The sequence below is a fragment of the Desulfuromonas thiophila genome, from assembly GCF_900101955.1.
Lineage (GTDB): Bacteria > Desulfobacterota > Desulfuromonadia > Desulfuromonadales > Desulfuromonadaceae > Pseudodesulfuromonas > Pseudodesulfuromonas thiophila.
The window spans coordinates 22,336-41,833 of the sequence record NZ_FNAQ01000018.1 but is presented as its reverse complement, the minus strand read 5'-3'; the positions used below and the strand labels follow the sequence as shown (position 1 = coordinate 41,833).

Annotated in this window: 15 protein-coding genes; 6 read left to right on the top strand and 9 right to left on the bottom strand. The window is 59.5% G+C overall.

The window, feature by feature from the left end; translation table 11 throughout:
* Positions 1-122: 122 nt before the first annotated feature.
* The 7 genes from BLR80_RS11175 to nadA form a co-directional block, all read right to left on the bottom strand.
* Positions 123-1,472: a sigma-54-dependent transcriptional regulator gene (locus BLR80_RS11175; protein ID WP_092080123.1), complete on the bottom strand. Its 1,350-nt coding sequence runs from the start codon at positions 1,470-1,472 to the stop codon at positions 123-125.
* Positions 1,450-2,976 (bottom strand): sensor histidine kinase, encoded by a 1,527-nt coding sequence (locus BLR80_RS11170; RefSeq protein ID WP_092080120.1) that lies wholly within the window; start codon positions 2,974-2,976, stop codon positions 1,450-1,452. Before BLR80_RS11170 ends, BLR80_RS11175 begins: the two co-directional genes overlap by 23 nt.
* Positions 2,976-3,359, bottom strand: coding sequence for a hypothetical protein (locus BLR80_RS11165; RefSeq protein WP_092080117.1), 384 nt, complete (start codon positions 3,357-3,359; stop codon positions 2,976-2,978). Before BLR80_RS11165 ends, BLR80_RS11170 begins: the two co-directional genes overlap by 1 nt.
* Positions 3,335-4,393 (bottom strand): hypothetical protein, encoded by a 1,059-nt coding sequence (locus tag BLR80_RS11160; RefSeq protein WP_143012150.1) that lies wholly within the window; start codon positions 4,391-4,393, stop codon positions 3,335-3,337. Before BLR80_RS11160 ends, BLR80_RS11165 begins: the two co-directional genes overlap by 25 nt.
* Positions 4,394-4,479: 86 nt before the next feature.
* The gene (locus BLR80_RS11155; protein ID WP_092080111.1) at positions 4,480-5,406 is read right to left on the bottom strand and encodes a peptidyl-prolyl cis-trans isomerase; all 927 of its coding nucleotides are present in this window, start codon (positions 5,404-5,406) and stop codon (positions 4,480-4,482) included.
* Positions 5,407-5,447: 41 nt separating this feature from the next.
* Positions 5,448-8,918: a transcription-repair coupling factor gene (mfd, locus tag BLR80_RS11150; RefSeq protein WP_245691501.1), complete on the bottom strand. Its 3,471-nt coding sequence runs from the start codon at positions 8,916-8,918 to the stop codon at positions 5,448-5,450.
* A gap of 67 nt (positions 8,919-8,985) precedes the next feature.
* Entirely contained in the window at positions 8,986-9,900 is a 915-nt protein-coding gene (nadA, locus tag BLR80_RS11145; RefSeq protein WP_092080108.1) for a quinolinate synthase NadA, read from the bottom strand.
* Positions 9,901-10,221: 321 nt separating this feature from the next.
* Between nadA and pal the strand changes: the two genes are divergently transcribed.
* The 4 genes from pal to BLR80_RS11125 all read left to right on the top strand — a co-directional run bounded on the left by pal (position 10,222) and on the right by BLR80_RS11125 (position 13,731).
* Positions 10,222-10,737: a peptidoglycan-associated lipoprotein Pal gene (pal, locus tag BLR80_RS11140; RefSeq protein WP_092080105.1), complete on the top strand. Its 516-nt coding sequence runs from the start codon at positions 10,222-10,224 to the stop codon at positions 10,735-10,737.
* 215 nt (positions 10,738-10,952) lie between these two features.
* Positions 10,953-11,852, top strand: coding sequence for a tol-pal system protein YbgF (gene ybgF / locus BLR80_RS11135; RefSeq protein ID WP_092080102.1), 900 nt, complete (start codon positions 10,953-10,955; stop codon positions 11,850-11,852).
* Positions 11,853-11,861: 9 nt separating this feature from the next.
* Positions 11,862-12,749, top strand: coding sequence for an Hsp33 family molecular chaperone HslO (gene hslO, locus BLR80_RS11130; RefSeq protein WP_092080100.1), 888 nt, complete (start codon positions 11,862-11,864; stop codon positions 12,747-12,749).
* Between the two features lie 112 nt (positions 12,750-12,861).
* Positions 12,862-13,731: a response regulator gene (locus tag BLR80_RS11125; protein ID WP_171906434.1), complete on the top strand. Its 870-nt coding sequence runs from the start codon at positions 12,862-12,864 to the stop codon at positions 13,729-13,731.
* 39 nt (positions 13,732-13,770) lie between these two features.
* Here the strand turns inward: BLR80_RS11125 and BLR80_RS11120 are convergent, their stop codons facing one another.
* Both BLR80_RS11120 and BLR80_RS13010 read right to left on the bottom strand, forming a co-directional pair.
* Complete coding sequence (locus tag BLR80_RS11120; protein WP_171906433.1) at positions 13,771-15,555, bottom strand: B12-binding domain-containing radical SAM protein; 1,785 nt, start codon at positions 15,553-15,555, stop codon at positions 13,771-13,773.
* Complete coding sequence (locus BLR80_RS13010) at positions 15,555-16,082, bottom strand: MXAN_5187 C-terminal domain-containing protein (protein WP_171906432.1); 528 nt, start codon at positions 16,080-16,082, stop codon at positions 15,555-15,557. Before BLR80_RS13010 ends, BLR80_RS11120 begins: the two co-directional genes overlap by 1 nt.
* A 123-nt stretch (positions 16,083-16,205) precedes the next feature.
* Between BLR80_RS13010 and glmU the strand changes: the two genes are divergently transcribed.
* Positions 16,206-17,582, top strand: coding sequence for a bifunctional UDP-N-acetylglucosamine diphosphorylase/glucosamine-1-phosphate N-acetyltransferase GlmU (glmU, locus tag BLR80_RS11115; RefSeq protein WP_092080090.1), 1,377 nt, complete (start codon positions 16,206-16,208; stop codon positions 17,580-17,582).
* Positions 17,583-17,663: 81 nt separating this feature from the next.
* The gene (glmS, locus tag BLR80_RS11110; protein ID WP_092080087.1) at positions 17,664-19,496 is read left to right on the top strand and encodes a glutamine--fructose-6-phosphate transaminase (isomerizing); all 1,833 of its coding nucleotides are present in this window, start codon (positions 17,664-17,666) and stop codon (positions 19,494-19,496) included.
* Positions 19,497-19,498: the final 2 nt, after the last annotated feature.

The window sequence follows — 19,498 nt, the reverse complement described above, 5'->3', positions numbered from 1 at the left end:
CAAAAGCATCCTGATGGCTGACTAGGCAAAAAATCCCTGGCAAAGCGCGCCATGTGACCAACCAACGGTCATCGAGGCAACGCAGTGCTGAGGGTTCGCGACGCCATCAAGCCCGTAAAGCCCTATCCTCTTCTGCGACCAAGACGATACTTGGCCATTTTATAGCGCAGGACGCGTTCACTGATCCCAAGCAATTCGGCGGCACGGGTCTGCACCCCGCCAGCCTCCTCCAGCCGCTGCCGAATCAGTTCCGCCTCCAGGGCTTCGAGTTGATCCGGCAGCGGCGCCAGGGACGACAGCCGACTTCCCTCTTCCCGTTGCCGTGCCTGCACGACAGGCGGCAGGTCCGTCCGGCGCAGCCAGCCACCCCGCGCCAGCGTCGCTGCGCGCTGAATCAGATTGCGCAACTCGCGCACGTTACCCGGATAGTCGTATTTGAGCAAGGCATCCAGGGCCGCCGGCTCCAGCTCCAGCTGTCCGGTACGATCGCCCAGAAACAGTTCGATCAAAGCGATGATATCATCACGCCGCTGGCGCAGAGGCGGCACCTGAACCTCAAAGACATTCAGGCGATAGTAGAGATCCTCGCGAAAACGGTTCTCGTTCACCATCGCTACCAGATGGGCATTGGTAGCGGCCACCACCCGCACGTCAACAGCGCGGCTATGCGAGCCGCCCACCGGCTGAATGCGTTGTTCCTGCAATGCCCGCAGCAGCTTGGCCTGCAGGGGCAGGGGCAATTCGCCAATTTCATCCAGAAACAGGGTTCCGCCATCTGCGGCAACAAAGTGGCCATCGCGGCGCCCAACGGCACCGGTAAAGGCGCCTTTTTCATGACCAAACAGTTCAGCCTCAAACAGGCTCTCGACAATGGCGGCGCAGTTGACCTCGATAAACGGGCCCTCACGCCGCTCGCTAAGCTGATGGACCAGCCGCGCCACCAGTTCCTTGCCGCTGCCGGTTTCACCCTCAATCAGCACCGGCCAGGGACTTTTGGCCACCCGTCGCACCAGCGAAAGCAATTGCTGCATGGAAGAACTTTTGGCGACAAAAGGAAACGGCAGGGGAGAATCAACGAGTTGTTCCTCCACCACAAGCACATCCTGCAACTGCAATAACTGCTCTTCAGCCGCAGCCAGCTTGTCGCGCAGTTCAAGCAAATCAAGAGGCTTCTCGAGAAAATCGTCCGCTCCCGCCTTGAAGCAACGTACCGCCAGATCCACAGCGGCATAGGCCGTCATCAGCACAATCTTCGGCTGCGGATTGATCGCCTTGAACTTCGCTATGAGCAGATCACCCGTTTCGCCGGGCATGTTGTGATCAAGCAGCACCAGATCAATCGGATGCCGCCGGTAGAGCTCCAGGGCCTCGTCTCCACCCGCAGCACAGAACACCTGATGGCCCTGACGTTGCAGAAAGCCCGCCAGCAGCTCCCGCTGGCTCGGTTCGTCATCGACAATCAGTAAGACCACCGCCAGAATCCTTTCGTGGCAAAAAAACCCGCACCTGAAGCCCACCGGTTCTGAGCGGTTTCAGTTGCAATAACCCCTGATGCGCCGCGATAATCTTGCCTGCCAGGGGCAAACCGAGACCTGACCCCCTGGTCTTGGTGGTAAAATAGGGTTCCTGCATTCGCGCGACCTGTGCATCGTCAAGACTCTTACCGCCATTTTCAATCAGCAATTCAACCCCCGAAGGCACAGGGGACAACTGCAACCGCACGATCCCGCCATCGGGCTGGGCTTCTAAGGCATTTTTAAGCAGGTTCTCCACCAGCTGGCCCATCAGGGCTTCATCAGCCAGTAGGGACTGGGGCTGCAATTGGCTATCCAGCTGCAATCGCTGTCGTTCAATCTGGGGGCGATAAAGCAACAGCAGGCGCTCAATCAGGGCGGTCAGATCACAGTTCTGCCACTGCGGCTGCAACGGCCGGGCAAAACGCTGCAACGCAACAAGAATACTGTTACTGCGCGCGACCGCCTCACGCATGGCCTGCACCATTTCATGCTGTTCCGGCCCCAGCTGCGGGCATTCCAGTTGCAGCCGCTGCAGCCCAAGACTTAAGGCACTAAGCGGATTACGGATTTCATGACTGATGGTTGCCGTTGCCCGGCCGATTAGGGCATCTTCTCGCCGCTGCCCCAGCTCCCGCTCAATGGTCTGGACCTGCTGTAATTGGTGTTGTTGGGAACGATAAAGGAGCCAGGAAAGACTCAGGCCGGCCAGACTCAGCAGAGCCGCGAACAGACCGAACTGCCGCCACAGTTGCTGCTGGCGCCGCTGCAGGGAACCCTCGGCCAGTTGCAAGCGCAACACCTGATCGCCAAGAGGCAATTGCCGCAGCGGTGCTGTTGCCGCAACCGCCGGCGACGACAGTGGCGACAGCTCCATATGGTCGATGCCACTGAGCGCCTGCATCTCAAGAAGAACCTGGGCCGGACTTAGGCGCTGCAGAAGCTGCTCTATTTCCGTTGCATCAATAGCTACCACCACCTGCAAAGCAGCCTGTTGTGCGATCAGCACATACTGGTGCTGATCGGGTACGGCATACAGGCCATTGGACGACAGAAGGCTCTCTGGTGGTTGCCAATTCGGCGGTCCGGTTACCGCAGAGTCGCCAAATCGCCTGATCTGAATGCCAACCAATCCATTTTCAACACTATAAGCCGTAAGTTCCGCCTCACTAAAAGGTTCTATGGCCTCCAGAGTGGCCAGAAACTCGGCATTGCGTTGCAAAAAGGCCGCAACGATTTGCTCTACCAAGTGACGCGTCTGCTCGGCATTGATCAGGGCATTGGCGGCCACCTGCCCAATCAGTTCACTGTGTTCATCGAAATGTTCCTCGAAGGAATGACGCGTGCTGTCAATCTGCCAGAGAAAAAACAGCAACACACCCGCAACCAGGCCACCGAATACCAACAGATTGAGCTGCCACAGAGCCAACCGCCAGGATCGAACGTCCGGCCGCAAAGTCATCAGCGGCCTCCCCCCCGGCTGCTGCCACGCCCTGAGAACGTCGCGGCCCCCTGATGGCTGTCCCGCAGACGGGCCAACCGACTGCGCACGCCGGTTCGGTCTACCGAGAGCGATCGCGCCGGCCGCACAACACGAACCCTGCCCGTCGGTTCCGCCAGTTCCAGTTCCAACCAGTCACCCAGTTGTATCTGGGGAGGCAGACGGACAACATCCGCCAGCTCGTGCTCTTCTTCGCGCAGACCTGTTGCGGTTTCAACCGCAAGCTTTAACTGGCGGCCATCTGAACTGACGCCAAGCAGGCGGGCACGCTGAACCGGTTCGACAGCTGACAGATTTGGCGGCAGCAGAAAAATGAGCATCAGAAGAAACAGCGTAACCCGCATTGGCTCACCCGTAATCGATAACAATCCTCGGCGACCGGACTTTCGACCTGTTCGAGGCGCCAGGAAACAACCAGATCCCAACTCCGGCCAAGCGGCCAGGCCAATTCAGCGCCCAAACCGTCCTGTCGTTCACTGGCTTTGACCAAATCGCGCCAGGCGCGTTCCAACCACAACTCCAACTGACACCTGCCCAGTTCCGCATGCAGAAGGTAACTCAACGCCCATTCGGTATAGCGCTCTCGCCGCCAATTCGAAGCATTGTCCGCTAGCTGCAATTGCACATGTTGCCGCCAGAAGGCACTGAAGCGGTATTCCAGCAACGCAGTCAGCTGCCATTGATCATCTTGACGCCGGGAAACTCTGGAGGTAACGGGTTGATCTCCTTGCCCTGAAGGTTCTGGCTTCAGCTCGCGCTGGCCCGACACATGGCCATCGTGTTGTCGCGCGCTGCTATCGCGATACCAGCGTTCCTGATAGCCAAGCTGCAAGTGGCCATACCAGCGCAGTCCCCAGACCCGACTCAACGTCAGCCCTGCTCGCCCAGCCCAATAGTCTTCTTCTGCAACCAGACCGTCGGCTTGCTGCACCAACTCGCTAAACAGCATCAACTCAGCCCCATTCGACCAGAGCGGCTGCCGTAGCCGCGCCCCCAGCAACGCCTGATGCCGGTCGTCCAGGCGCCAGAAATCCTGCCACTGGGCCGAGCCATAAAAACCGGCGGAGCCATCCGCCAGCAACCGGTCGTACTCTGCCGTCAAACGGTAAAAACAAAATGTTGAACCCTCCGGCCGGATCAGTTGCTGCGGGTTATCGTCATACCCCAGAGCCATTTCAGCTACCAGTTGCGGCGCAGCCTGAGCCAGGGAAGTCCAGAACAGGAACCACACAAGCAAACAGCTGAAAAACCCATAACAAAGCCTTAAGCTGCGACAATACCTGCTCCATACAAAAGCCGTTCCACAACGCCTTTTTCCAGTCCGACCGGCGCGGCCGACAAGCCAGCTACTGCAGCCCGCAACAAGATTGTCGGCCATTCGACAAATGTGTCGAAAAACAAACACCCATCCGGCAGAGCGACTGCGGGATGGGTGCGTGAGATGCATTGGAAGATGTGCTGAGATCACAGACGGATATCGATATAGGCACTCTGGCGCAGTTCGTCTCGCCAGGTTTTCAGCCGCTGCTCCATCTTTTGCTGGCGTAGCTGGTTGCGGATATCCTCTTCCACCTGGCTCAGATCGGTAACGCCACCGGCCAGACGTTCCTCCACCCGCAGCAGATGCAAAATGCCGTCGCGCTCGACCGGGGCGCTGACGGCGCCTTGCGGCACGTCAGCCACGGCGGCCTCAAACTCGGCCGACAGCTCCCCCGGCGCGAAGGAACCCATGTCATCGCCATCGGCGGCGGCATGTGGTGGCAAGTCGGCCAGTACCGCCTCGATGGGACGACCGGCCGCCAGATCCTGACGTGCCTGCTCGGCGGCAGCCCGCACGGCGTCAGCATCGCGTCCGAGAGGAAAGGACAGGCGGCTGAGCCGCAGCCGCGGCTTGTGACGGTAGCGGTCGAGATGCTCCTGATAATAACTGCGAATTTCCTGGCGAGTAACATCGACCTTGCTCTGGACCTCGATCCCGGTAAGCTTGTAGCGCAGGATCTGCTCGCGCAGCTGTTCGCGATAACGCGCCAGGGTCAGCCCCTGCGCCAGCAGGGCCTGTTCCAATTGGGCAGCATCGATGCGGTTCTGCTGCTGCACATCGGCCACGGCCCGGTCAATATCCTCTTCGCTGACCTGCACACCCAGTTCCTTGGCTCGGGCACGCAGCAACACATCGTCGATCATCAGTTCGAGTTGGGCCTGCGGATCACGCGGCATGCCGCTAGGCAGGCCATCGAGGCGCTGCTGCAACTGGCGCGTGGTAATGATTTCATCATTCACCACGGCGGCAATACGGCTGATCAGTTCCTCGGCCAGAACCCCCTGCGGCAGAAGCAGCAGGGTTAAACACAACAGGCGGGGCAACAGATAAGACAGGGCAGAATGTCGCATGAAAAAAGGTTCTCCTTGAAAGGCTTGCAGAATGGCCGAAGCTAGCACGCGCCGCAAAACGCCTGCAATTGCTTTCTGGCCTCGGCCAGCAGTTCACCATCGCCCAGCCGCTCTGTCACCACCCGTAGACGGTAATCGGGCGACAGACTGTAACGGCGGGGATCTTCCTGTAGCAGCCGCAGCAGGTTGTCGGGCGCCACCGGCGTGCTGGCATGAAAACCAAAGACCAGGGCGCGGCCGTCATACTCCGCCAGTTCAATCCGCAGCCGTTTAAGATCGACGCGCAACTTCATCATCTCAAGCAAAATTTCGGCCGCTGGCGGCAGGGCGCCGTAGCGGTCCTGCAATTCATCAACCAGATCGTAGAGACCCTGCTCGTCTTCCGCCGCCGCCAGCCGCTTGTAGAACACCAGCCGCTGGTTGGGATCGGCCACATAGTTTTCCGGCAGAAACGCCCTGAGTCCGAGACGGATTTCCGGGTCGATGCGACCCTGGTGTTCCGCGCCCTTGAGCTCGGCGATGGTTTCCTCCAGCAGTTCGGTGTACATCTCAAAACCGATGGCGGCCATCTGCCCGGCCTGACGCGCGCCCAGCAGGTCGCCGGCGCCACGCAGTTCCAGATCGTAGCTGGCAACGCGAAAGCCGGCGCCCAGTTCGGTCAGTTCCTGCAACACCTGCAGGCGGGCGCGCGCTTCCCGGGTCAGGCTGGCCTCGCCGGGAATCAGCAGATAGGCATAACCGCGTTCCTTGCCCCGCCCGACCCTTCCGCGCAACTGATAAAGCTGGGCCAGCCCAAAGCAGTCAGCCCGATTGATGAGAATGGTGTTGGCTCGCGGAATGTCGAGACCGTTTTCAATGATGGTGCTACACAACAGCACCTGGCTGCGCCCTTCGATAAAATCGAGCAGCACCTGTTCCAGCTCCTTTTCCGCCATCTGGCCGTGACCGACGGCGATCCGGGCCTCGGGCACCAGACTGCGCAACAGCCGTTCCATGGCGGCAATGGACTGAACCCGGTTGTGGACGAAGTAGACCTGGCCGCCACGCTGCAGTTCACGCAGAATGGCTTCACGAATCAGATCCTCGTCGAAGCGGGTGACATAGGTACGCACGGCCAGGCGATCGACCGGCGGGGTATCAATCAGCGACAGATCGCGCATGCCCAGCAGACCCATGTTGAGGGTACGCGGTATGGGCGTGGCGCTCAGGGTCAGCATGGCCACCTGGGCCCGCAGTTTCTTCAGACGTTCCTTATGGCTCACGCCAAAGCGCTGTTCCTCGTCGATGACCACCAGACCCAGGTCCTTAAACCGCACATCGCGCTGCAGCAACCGGTGCGTGCCGATAACAATATCCACCTGGCCCGCCACCAGATCGGTCAACACCTGGCGGATCTGCGCCGGCGTGCGGAAACGCGAAACCATTTCGACCCGTAGCGGATAATCGCGCAGACGCTCGCTGAAGGTGGTGAAATGCTGCCGCGCCAGCACTGTGGTCGGCACTACCACAGCCACCTGCCGACCATCGAGCGCGGCCTTGAAGGCAGCACGGATGGCCACCTCGGTCTTGCCGAAACCGACATCGCCGCAGATCAGCCGGTCCATCGGCACCTCAGACTGCATGTCGGCCAGCACGTCGTTGATGGCGGCAAGCTGGTCCGGCGTTTCCTCGTAGGGGAAGGCGGCCTCGAAGGCGCGAAAATCGTCGTCTGGCGGACTGAACGGCTGGGCCCGGTGCATCTGGCGGCGGGCGTAGAGGGTCAGCAATTCGCGCGCCATCTCCTCCACCGCCGCGCGGGCGCGCTGACAGGTCTTTTCCCAGGCGTTGCCACCCATCTTGTCAAGCCGGACCGCCGCACCTTCAGCGCCAGAATACTTCTGTACCTTCTCGATGCGTTCGGTCGGCACATACAGCCGGTCGCCACCGGCATATTCCAGCAGCAGAAAATCGCCTTCCACCGCGCCACTGACCAGATGCTGCAGCCCACGGTAGATGCCGATACCGTGATCGACATGCACCACGGCATCGCCCTCCTGCAGCCGCGCCAGAGACGATAACACCGCCTTGGCGCGGGCCTCACGCCGACTGTTGCGCCTGGCCCGCGGACCGAAGATCTCCTCCTCACTGACCAGCGCCAGGCGCTCGTCCGGCAGCACGAAACCGCGCACCGAGCCAAGGCAGCCATAAAGACCGCTGTCCTGCGGCAGGCCGGCACGGCAGGACAGGACCATATCGCGATGTTGCAGCAGATCGCGTAGACGCTCGAGCGCACCTGGCTGGTGGCAAACCAGCAGCACGCGCCACCGTTCCCGCTGCCATTGCTGCAACTGATCAACCAGCAGCGTAATCCGCTGGGCGGTCGGAACCTGCAAAAAGGCGCCGTTGCCGCGACAGATCATCTGGAACCGGTGGCTGTAGTGCTGATCATCCAGCAGCTGCAAGCCGCCCAGATCAATGCGCCGGCACTGTTGCAGCCGTTGCTCGATCTCCGGCGGTGCCAGATACAGCTGGTGCGGCTCGACAAAGGGTTCGCCGCTGGCGGCCGCCCGCTCAGCACCGGAGCGGATGGCCTGGGCCTGGCTGTCGATGGCCTGTTCAATGGCCGGCGGATCGAAACAGACGCCCCGGGCCTGCGGCAGATAGTCAAAGAGGGTTTCGAGCCGGTCATAATTCAGCGGCAGCAGAAAGGCCCGGCCGGGCGCCAGCAACCCTTCACGCGCTTCCAGAATCACCGCTTCACGGCAGCTGCGCGGCAAACCCAGATCGTCGCAGCGTTGCTTCAGCCGCTGACAAAAACCTTCCAGCAGCTCGCCCTGCAACACCATTTCGCGTGCCGGCACCAATTCGACAGCGGTCAGATCGCAGTCAACACTGCGCTGACTGGCCGCATCGAAAGGGCGTATGCGTTCAAGCCGGTCGCCAAAGAATTCCATTCGGAGCGGCTGGGACTGCCCCGGCGCAAACACGTCCAGCAGATCGCCGCGAAAACAGAAGGTGCCGCGATCCTCCACCAGCGGCACATTCCGGTAGCCCAGCGCCAAAAAACGTTGCTGCAGCAGCTCGCGACCATAGTCAGCACCGCAGGACAGCGATAAAGCCAGTTCAGCCAGAACAGCCTGCGGGATCAGCCGCTGTAACAGCGCCGCCGCCGTTGTGACAACAGCCTGAGCCTGCCCCAGCTGTATCGCCCGCAGGGTCGCCAGGCGCACCGCCTCAATCTCGCCATGGGGCTGCAAAGGATCATAGGGCGCGATCTCCCAGGCCGGGAACAGATGAATCTGGCCGCTGGCAGGCGCGAAGAAACAAAGCTCGTCGTACTGACGGCGAGCTTCATCGGCACTGGCGGTGATCAGCAACAGGGGGCGGGCCGGCGACAGCAACCGCGCCAGAAAACAGGCCGGCGCCCCACCGCTCAGTCCGGCGAGATGCACGGTGCCGGCACTGGTGGCCAGTTCGGCGGCAACACTGGCGGTGGTGCTGTGGGCGTGAAAACGGCTGGTGGATTCGGTCACGGATACAGGACCAGACCCCTGTGGCGGCGACAGCAGACACAGGGCGAAAAGGCACAGGACATCGGCATCAGTCGCGCGGGATGGCCAGCATGCGCTCAAGAGCCCGGCGGGCGGCGCTGCACACGGGCTCGGCAACGCGGATACGCGGCTGCAGCAGCTGCAGACAACGCTCGACATCATCCAGGCTGGTTCGCTTCATGTCTTCGCAGATAAACGGATAGTCAGGAAAGATAAACTCTTTGGCGGGATTGTCCTTTTGCAGCTGTACGGCAATGCCACGCTCCGTCGCAATGATGAACTGCTGCTCGGCCGCAGTCCGCACATGCTGCAGCATACCACCGGTGGACAAAATGGCGTCTGCCTGCGCCAGCACCGACGGTGTGCATTCCGGATGGGCCAGCACCGGCGCCTGGGGATACTGCCGCTTGACCGCGGCCAGAGCCTGGGCCGGCAATTCGTCATGTACGGGGCAACAACCATCCCAGATATGACAGATCTTATCGACCCGTGAGGCAATATAGCGACCCAGATTGCGATCAGGGATCAGAATAACCTCTTTCTCAGACAATGAATTGACCACTGTCACGGCGTTGGCACTGGTACAGCAGATATCGCTGGCGGCCTTGGTGGCGGCGCTGGTGTTCACATAGGCCACTACCGCTGCTGTCGGATGCTCAGCCCGCAGCCGGGCCACATCCTCTGGCGTGATCATATCGGCCATGGGACAGCCCGCCTGGGCATTGGGCAACAGGACCAGCTTCTGCGGCGCCAGCACAGCTGCACTTTCGGCCATGAAATGGACACCGCAAAACACGATAACCGGTTTGCTGGTGCGGGCCGCCTCCAGTGACAGGGCCAGGGAATCACCGGTGATATCGGCCAGCTGCTGGATAACCTCGGGCTGATAGTTATGGGCCAGAATCAGGGCGTCTCGCTGGCGCGCCAGCTGGCGAATACGATCAATCTGGTGCTGCTGTTCCATGGGGCGCTCGGTTCCTTTCTGCCGGATGACCACCGGCCGATATGGTCATAAGAGGATCTGGGCAGCTGGCAAGCCACGGCCGCAGCGGCGATACTAGAGTAAAAAGATTTCGTTTGTCAAATACTTAGACAGAACCCAAACCCTTTCAGGCCAGGTCGGAAAGACGCTGAAACCGGGCAGAAAAATTTTTATTTCCCAATGCAGATCCCCTTGTTTTCTGTTATGCTGCGAGTATACTCCGCTTGGCCCGACGACGCACGGTTTCGCGTTCGACGTGTAGCCGTTTATCTTTTTTTCTTTCCTAGGAAGGAGAGCAACACCATGAAAGCGTTTAAGCTCCTCATCGTTCTGTCCTGTGCTGCCCTGCTGGCTGCTGGCTGCGCCAAGCCCTACAAGGCAACGGACAAGGTTCCGACCAACAGCTGCGATCCGGCCGAAGAGGTTCCGTCCTACGCCGTCGCGGCCGAGCCGGTCAGCGAAGCGGCAGCGGCTCCGGCGGCTACAGCCGAACTGCAGCGGATTCACTTCGATTTCGACCAGCATGTCCTGCGTCCTGACGCCCGCGAGACCCTGCAGCAGAACGCCCGCTACCTCGAAATCAATCCGCAGACCGGCCTGGTCATCGAAGGCCACTGCGACGAGCGTGGTTCGGACGAGTACAACCTGGCCCTGGGTGAGCGCCGCGCCAAGGCCGCTGCCGAGTACCTCAAGGCTCTCGGCATTGCACCGGAGCGCCTGCGCACCCTGTCTTACGGCGAAGAAATGCCGCTGGTGCGCGCTTCCAACGAGGAAGCCTGGGCAATGAACCGCCGCGCCGAGTTCAACCCCCAGCAGTAAGCAGCAGAAACACTGGCAGCGCAAGCTGCTTCAATCAAAAACCGCACGGGAGCGCATACCCCGTGCGGTTTTTTTGTAACCAGTTTTCCTGACCTGCGACAGTGAAAAAAATCCTTTTCCGCGCCAGCGCTTGAAAATTCGCCGCACCTCACCTACTCTTTGGGGCGCGCCGGGCTTCCGGCGACACCCTGTTGTAACCGTCCGGGAGATTGCTTATGAACGTAAAGAATTCCCTTCTGCTTGGCCCTGCCGCCCTGCTGCCGCTGTTGCTGACGGCCTGCTCTTCCGTCTATGGCACCATGCCAGCTGGCGGTGGCAATCCGCGCGACAGTCTTAGTGCCCGTGTGTCGCGACTGGAATACCAGTTGGAGGCTCGCCCCGGCGGCAGCCAGGGCAACGACGACCTGTTGCGGCAGATCAACCGTCAGCAGGCAGATTTTCGTGCCGAACTCGACAGTCTGCGGGTTGATCTGCAAAGTCTGACCGGCCAGCTTGCCGATCAGCAACAACAGCAGCAACGGCTGTTCGACCAGCTCAATCTCAGGCTGAACGACCTCGAATTGCGTACCACTTCCCCAGAGCAGCCACCGGTCACCGCCACGCCGCCGGTAGCCACCGCCGGCGTGGCGGCGCTGCCACAATCTGCCAGCCTGCCCCTCGCCGCAGCGTCGGAAGCCACTGTCTCAACCACACCGGCATCCGCGCCTAGCAGCGAAACCGCTCTGCCCGGTGAACCCCACGAAGCCCAGCAGCTCTATGATCAGGCCTTGCAACAGGTACAGCAACAGCAGGATTTTACCGCCGCGCGCCAGCTGTTTGAAACCTTTGTCAGCCGTTTTCCCAACCACAGTCTGGTGGTCAACGCTCAATACTGGATTGGAGAAACCTATTACGGCGACAAGAAATACGAAAATGCCATCCTGCAGTTTCAGGATGTTATTTCGCTGTTTCCACAGCACCCCAAGGTGCCTGCCGCCCTGCTGAAACAAGGACTCGCCTTCCATGCCCTCGGCGATGTCCGCAACGCCCGCATCATTCTGGAAAAAGTAGTGGCCAGTTATCCTGACAGCGGCGAGGCAGACAAGGCACGTCAGCGCCTTGCTAACTGGCAATAAGGGGCAGCAATGGAACGACTTCCTGATGTGCTGGTTCGCGGCCTGACCGCGGATGGTGCCTTTCGTCTGATCTGTGCCCGCACGACTCACCTAACAGCGGATATCTGCCAGCGCCAGCAAACCGATCCCACGGCAACGGTGGCCCTCGGGCGCTTGCTGGCCGCCGGCGCCCTGATGACGGGCCTGCTCAAACCGGGCCAGCGCCTGGCATTGGCCGTTGAAGGTAACGGCCCTCTGCGTCGCTTACAGGTGGAGGGTGACGCCGATGGTCGCATCTGTGGCACCATCGCCCAGCCCGTAGCCGCGCTACCGCCACGCGAAGGGCACTACGATGTGGCGACGGCGATAGGCCGTGCCGGGTTTTTACGTGTCATCAAGGATCTCGGCCTGAAAGAACCCTACCAGGGAATGGTACAACTGAGCAGCAGCGAGATCGGCGAAGATCTGGCGCACTATTTCATGGTTTCCGAGCAAACTCCGGCCTGTGTCAATCTGGGAGTACTGCTTGATCCTCAAGCCGGCGTGGACGCCAGCGGCGGTTTTCTGATCCAGGTGTTGCCGGGCTGCCCCGACCAGGCCCTCGAACTTCTTGAACAACAACTGGCCCAGCTGCCACCGCTGTCTCAGCTACTGGCTACGGGCACAGAACCGGCCGTCATTTTGCAGACCCTCTTTCCGACCCAATCCTTGCAACTGTATCCACCCCAGCCTCTGCGCTTCAGCTGCCACTGCAATCGTGACCGGGCCGCTGCTTTGTTGGCCAGCTTGCCGACAAAGGAGCAAAACGCCCTGGCCGCTTCAATTGCGGGTCTGTCGGTAACCTGTGAGTACTGCAAAACACAATATGGCTTTACCCCCGAGGATTTGACTTCGACGGCCCGGTTAGATACGCCATAACCACCAAAGACCCGTATCCCAACGCCTTGGCAGCATTTTCCCCTTGTCAGCGCATTAGATTCTGCTAGGTTGTTCTGAAGGTATCATGGTTATCAACGAGACAGGAAACCTTATGAACAGACGGAAACGATTTGGCGAAGTCTTGCTGGAAGAGGGCGTTATCCGCCAACAGGATCTCGATCGGGCGCTGGTTGAGCAGGCCGTCAGCGGCAAACGGCTGGGACAGATCCTCGAGGAATCGGGAATCATTTCCGAACAGGACATCGCCTTGGTCCTGGCCCGCCAGTTTGGTCTCAAAACCATCAAGAATATCTCCCAGCACCATTTTTCCGAGTCCCTGCTGGATCTGGTTGACAGCCAGAAAGCCCTAGAGAAGCTGATCTTTCCGTTGAAGGTGGAAGCCAGAAAGCTGTATCTGGCCATGGTCAATCCACTGGATATGGAAACCCTCGACACCCTGTCCTTCGCCACCGGCCTGCGCGTCATCCCCTTTCTGACCACACCCAAGGAAATCCACGAAGCGATCAACACCCATTACCTGAAAAACCTGGAGACCCCAACCTTTGACGGTCAGTGGCGCCTGCTGCTGATTGATGCGCCGCAGATGCTCAATGCCGCCCAGACAGCGCTGGAGCCCCAAGGCTACCGCATCGCCACCGCCAGCAAAAGCTCTGATGCCCTGATGGCGGTACAGAAAAACCACCCTCATCTGATCATCTGCGAGATTCAGCTGAGCGGTTTTGATGGCGTGCAGTTTTTCCAGTCTCTGCGCAAAATTCCGCACAGCGCCGCCATACCGGTCATTGCCCAGTCCTTCCGGGCCACCGCTAGTGAAGAAGCCCAATTACTGGACATGGGCTTCTTTGACTTCATCGCCAAGCCCATCAACGGCCAACGCTTAGCAGCGCGGGTGCGTCGTGCTTTACGTCTGGTCTATCAGAATCCGGCCTTATTGAAACAACAGGAAAAATCCAGCCAATGAAGCGACAAAAGTTACCTGTTAAAAACCCGTAGCTGCCCATTAAGGCAGCTGGCAGACGCCCTCAACCAGCAGCTGTTGCAGCTGACGCCGCGCGGAAACCTTGAGCGTGCCGCGCGCTGCCGGAGCAGCCTGCAACCAGGTAGCCAGTTGCGCCGGGATAGGCTGGCAACAAACCCGTCCCAGGCTGCGGAAAAACAGCGCCGCGCTGTCCGCTTCGGCCGGATACAGTTCAACAGCTTCCACCAGATCGTCCACCCAGCCTTCCTCGTACAACCTCACAGCATAGTGAAACTGACCCACGAAAACCCCGGCGGCCAGTTGTACCTGGTGCAGAAAGCCCGTCTGTCGTCCCGCTTGGGGCAGATCAGCAGCCAACAGCGCATCAGACCAGAGCCGGTGAAAATGGATCAGATCGACCGCCATCGGAATCAGGTCGGTCAACCCGGCCGCAGCGAACTGACACCGTACGAATGCCTCCTGTTGCGCCATCAATTCAACCATGGGCGGTTCTGCGCACTGATCACCGACCAAAAGTTGGCCACGAGCGTCCAGCCAGGCACCAAAATCAGCCAGGAAGCTGGCTGGTTGCTGTTGCAGGGCTTCACACAGCAGGCCGAAATAGGCCATGGCGCGGCCATTGTTATAAAACAGCTGAATCGCTGCCGCCAAGCGGCGACAGCGCAGCAGTTCATCTGCTGACAGGCTGGCCGTGGCACGGATTTCATAAGGCGGTTCTGGCTGCGCCACCAGCCCCAGAACCTCGGCCTGACCAGCCAGACGGGTACCAGGAAGCAACGCCAGTGGAAAACATTCGAGATGGTTGGGCTGAAACGACAGAGCCGCATCGACACTGGCGCAAAAACCGGCATAATCGTCGCCGGGCAAACCATAGATCAAATCAATACCATAGGTGACACCGGCATTGCCAAGCCGCTCCAGACCGGCACAGAAACGTTCAGCATCAAGCGAACGATCGATGGTCTGCAACACCGCCGGATGAATCGACTGCAGTCCAACCTGCACCGAACAGGACAGCTGCTGCAACAATTCCACGATGGCCTCGTCAAGATACTCAGCCTTGGCCTCAAGATGGTAATGCAGTCGCGGCGCCTCCTCCAGCAGACAACGCAACAGCGCTTGGCCCCGCCGAGTTGGCACATTAAAGCTGGAATCCAGTACCCACAGCTGTTCCACGCCGCCGTTGGCAAACAGCCGCAATTCCTGGCGCAAACGCTCCAACGGCAGGATTTCGACCTTGTGGCGACCGCCGCCATCGTAGCAGTAGGCACAACGAAACGGGCAGCCGCGGGCGGTTTCCCACAGCAGACCGGATCGCAGCGGCAGGGTTTGCGTCAGCCAGGGAGACGGGCCGAAGCTGTTGCCCCCATCAGCCCTGAGCAATGTCGGCAGCGGCGCTCCGGCCAGATAATTCCTGATCATCTCGGCAAAAAGATATTCACCAGCACCACAAAACAGCACATCGAACAGTGCCAGAGCGGCCAGGTCATCTGGCCGGGCACTGACTTGCGGACCGCCGGCCAGCAGGCGCAGCCGGGGAAAACGCTGCCGCAGCTGGCGCGCCAAGGCAAGACACCAGTCATGATTCCAGACGGCGATACTGAACGCGACCCAGTCAGGCTGTAGCCTGTCGACCTCTGGCCAAAACGCGTCGGCACCAGCGGGACCATAGAGTTCGACCACCGGCATTTGTGCACGCCAAGACTCGGGCAGCGCGGCGATGATGCTGCCGGCTGCCAGGGCAACAGCCTGAGGAGACGGTCGCACATGCCAGCTGAGCCACAGTACCCGAGGAAGCGGAACCATCAGGGACGTTTGATCTGCGCCCGGATAACCGGCCGACCGTTCTCGTTCACCACCCGGAAGCTGCATTGCACCGCTCCATATTTTTCCTCGATTTTGCGGCGCTGCTGTTCCAGCAGACGCTCGATCTGGCCGACATCGCCCAAGCTGGCCGGCACCTGACATTGCCGGCAAACGGCCAGATACTCCTGATAGAGCTGCTGACCGGGGCTTGTTGGCGTTTCCGTCCGGGACAACGGCCGGCTGTTACCTCGCTGCTGGCGTCCTTCGTCAAGCTGGCGCTGAAGGCGCTCCCACAGGCTGGCATAACTGTAGAACCGGGCCGACAGATTCTGCAGCCGCAACCGCAGCTCGGTCTGCATCACCGGCCGGCGAGTCAACTGGCGCAACTGCCGTTCCAGGGTTTCCCGAGCCCGCAGTGGCGCCCGTTTTTCCACACCGGCAAAGTATTGTTCATACTGCAATCGCAGATCAGCCAGCTGCTGTTCAAGATCCGTCAAATTTTGGGTCAGACGCCGACGCTCGTCCATGCTATTATCTACACATTATCCACAGGGTTTTGCGGCGGCCCGGCCCGCCCGTTTCAAGAAGCCCGCAGCTCAGCAGCAAAGAAACCGCGGAGCGCAAGTCTAACACAAGCACGGGGATTGACGATGAACAATAGCGCTTTGGCCTCAGTCATTCTGGCTGCCGGCAAGGGAACCCGGATGTGCTCCGATCTGCCCAAGGTGCTCCACCCCCTGGCCGGACGGCCACTGGTCAGCTATCCCTTGCAGCTGGCCCGTCAACTTGGCAGCAACCGCAGGGTTCTGGTTATCGGCCATGGCGCCGAACAGCTCCGGCAAAAATGCTCCGCCGAGGGCCTTGATTTTGTGGTGCAACACGAACAGCTGGGCACCGGTCACGCCCTGCAATGCGCCCGGTCCGTCCTGGCGGACTTTCAGGGCGATCTGCTGCTATTATGCGGCGATGTCCCGCTGCTGCGCCGCGAAAGCCTTGAGCTGCTGCTGACACAGCACCGGCAGCAGCAGGCCGCCATCAGCGTGCTGACCGCCCTGCTGGACAACCCCACCGGCTATGGCCGAATTCTGCGGCAACAGGATCATGTCTGCCGCATCGTCGAAGAAAAAGACGCTCTGGCCGATGAAAAAACCATTCGCGAAATCAACACCGGCGTGTTTGTGTTCCGCGCGCCGTTGATCTTCGACTTGCTCGACCAGCTCGACAACCGCAACGCCCAAGGCGAATTTTATCTGACCGATTGCGTCGCGCTGGCCCACCAGCGTGGTCTGACCGTTGCCAGCGCACTGCTGGTGGATGCCCGTGAGTGTCTTGGAGTCAATGATCGTGTACAGCTGGCCGAAGCAGGTCGCTGGCTGCGTGAACGGATCAACAGAGAACATCAGTATGCCGGTGTCAGCCTGGAAGATCCCGCCACAACCTACATCGACGCCGATGTCCGCATCGGACGCGACAGCCTGCTGCAGGCAGGGGTACATCTGCGCGGCGCCACCAGTATCGGCCAGCGTTGCCTCATAGAAACCGGTGCCGTTCTGCAGGATTGTCAGTTGGGTGACGACTGCCACATCAAGGCCGGCAGCGCCCTGGAAGAAGCCTATCTGGGCGAACGGGTGATCGTCGGCCCCATGGCTCATCTGCGTCCCGGTACAGTTCTGGCTGGTCATAACAAAATCGGCAATTTTGTCGAAACCAAAAAAGCCCAGATCGGCTTGCGCTCGCAGGCCAGCCATTTGTCCTATATCGGCGATGCCGACCTCGGCTGCGATATCAACATCGGCTGCGGTACCATCACCTGCAACTACGATGGTGTCAATAAACACAAGACCGTTATCGAGGACGGTGTTTTTGTCGGCAGCGACACGCAATTCATCGCTCCAGTAACCATTGGCCGCAACAGTCTCATCGGCGCCGGCTCCACCATTACCCGCGACGTTCCGGCCGATGCCCTGGCGTTATCACGAACGGAACAAAAAATTGTTCCGGGCTGGCGCAAACGCAAGCGGCCCTAAAAAACCGCGCACATCGTGCCGGTTGTCACGCAACCCGCGCCTCCCCCTGTATTCCGACGGAACTGAAGGAGAAAAACTGCCATGTGTGGAATTGTCGGCTATATCGGTCATCAGCAGGCTGTCCCCCTGATTGTCGACGGCCTGCGACGGCTGGAATATCGTGGCTATGATTCGGCCGGCATCTGCGTCTTGGGCCCCGATCAGCAACTCAAAACCCTGCGTGCCAAGGGTAAATTGGCCCAACTGGAACAGCAATTGGCTCAACAGGCCCTGCCCGGAACCCTTGCCATCGGCCATACCCGCTGGGCCACACACGGTAAACCCTCGGAAGATAACGCTCACCCGCACCGGGCCGGCGGTTTTGTTGTGGTCCACAACGGTATCATCGAAAACTATCTGGTACTCAAGCAGCAGCTAAGTGCCCATGGCCATCAGTTCCGCTCGCAGACCGACAGTGAAATCATTGCTCATCTGATCGAGGAAGCCTACAAACAGTCGGCTGACTTCCCTGCAGCTGTCTGCCAGGCCCTCAAGCAGTTGCGCGGTACCTATGCCATCGCGGTTCTCTGTGATCAGCACCCTGATCTATTGATCGCCGCCCGCAATGGCTCACCGCTGGTGTTGGGAAACGGCGAAGGGGAATTCTTTCTCGGCTCCGACATTCCAGCCATTCTATCTCATACCCGCGACATGATTTTTCTCAACGACGGCGAAGTGGCCCTGTTACGCCGAGCGGAACTTCAAATCGTCGATCTTGATGGCAACAGGCGGCCTTACCAGAGCAAAACCATCACTTGGAGTCCGCTGATGGCGGAAAAAAGTGGTTATCGCCATTTCATGCTCAAGGAAATCCATGAACAGCCACGTGCCATTGCCGACACTCTGGCCGGACGCATCAGTGAAAACAAGGCCGAGATCATCCTCAACGATATTCAACTCAGCACGTCCTGTCTTACAGGAATCGACCGGCTTTATCTCATAGCTTGCGGTACCTCGTGGCACGCCGCCCTGGTCGGTAAATTTCTGATCGAAAAACTGGCGCGCATTCCGGTCGAGGTGGATATTGCCAGTGAGTTTCGCTACCGCGACCCCTTGATCAACAGCCGCTGCCTGACCCTGGTTATCAGCCAAAGTGGCGAAACTGCCGATACTCTTGCCGCTCTGCGGCAAGCACGGACCCAAGGAGCACCAGTACTCGCCATTTGCAATGTGGTTGAGTCGTCCATTGCCCGGGAAAGCGACGGGGTTATCTATACTCATGCCGGTCCGGAAATTGGCGTGGCCTCGACCAAGGCCTTTACAACTCAATTGATAGCATTAGTGCTTTTTACCCTGTTTCTTGCCCAGCAGCGAAAAACTTTGGCGGATTCACAGCGCCAAGAACTGATCGCCGCACTGATGAGCTTGCCACGGCTTGTAGAAGAGGTTCTGCAACTGGATGAAGCCATTGAACAAACGGTGCGCCCTTACCTGCACGCCCGCGATTTTCTGTATCTTGGCCGCGGCAATCAGTATCCGATTGCGCTGGAAGGAGCTCTCAAACTCAAGGAGATTTCCTACATTCATGCCGAAGGTTATCCCGCCGGTGAGATGAAGCATGGTCCGATCGCCCTGATTGACGAAGACCTGCCGGTTTTGGTCCTGGCAATAAAAAATGCCACCTTTGCCAAGGTTTGCGCCAACCTGGAAGAGGTTCACGCCCGCGGAGGACAAATTTTCATTGTCAGTGATTGCGATTGCTCTGATTTACGGGCCTTGGCGCGGGAATATTTTATCATTCCCACTACCCATGACGATTTAATGCCGATTCTAACCAGCATTCCTCTGCAGTTGCTGGCCTACCATTTGGCCGTACTTAAAGGCACCGATGTCGACCAGCCGCGCAACTTGGCGAAGTCAGTCACTGTGGAATAAGC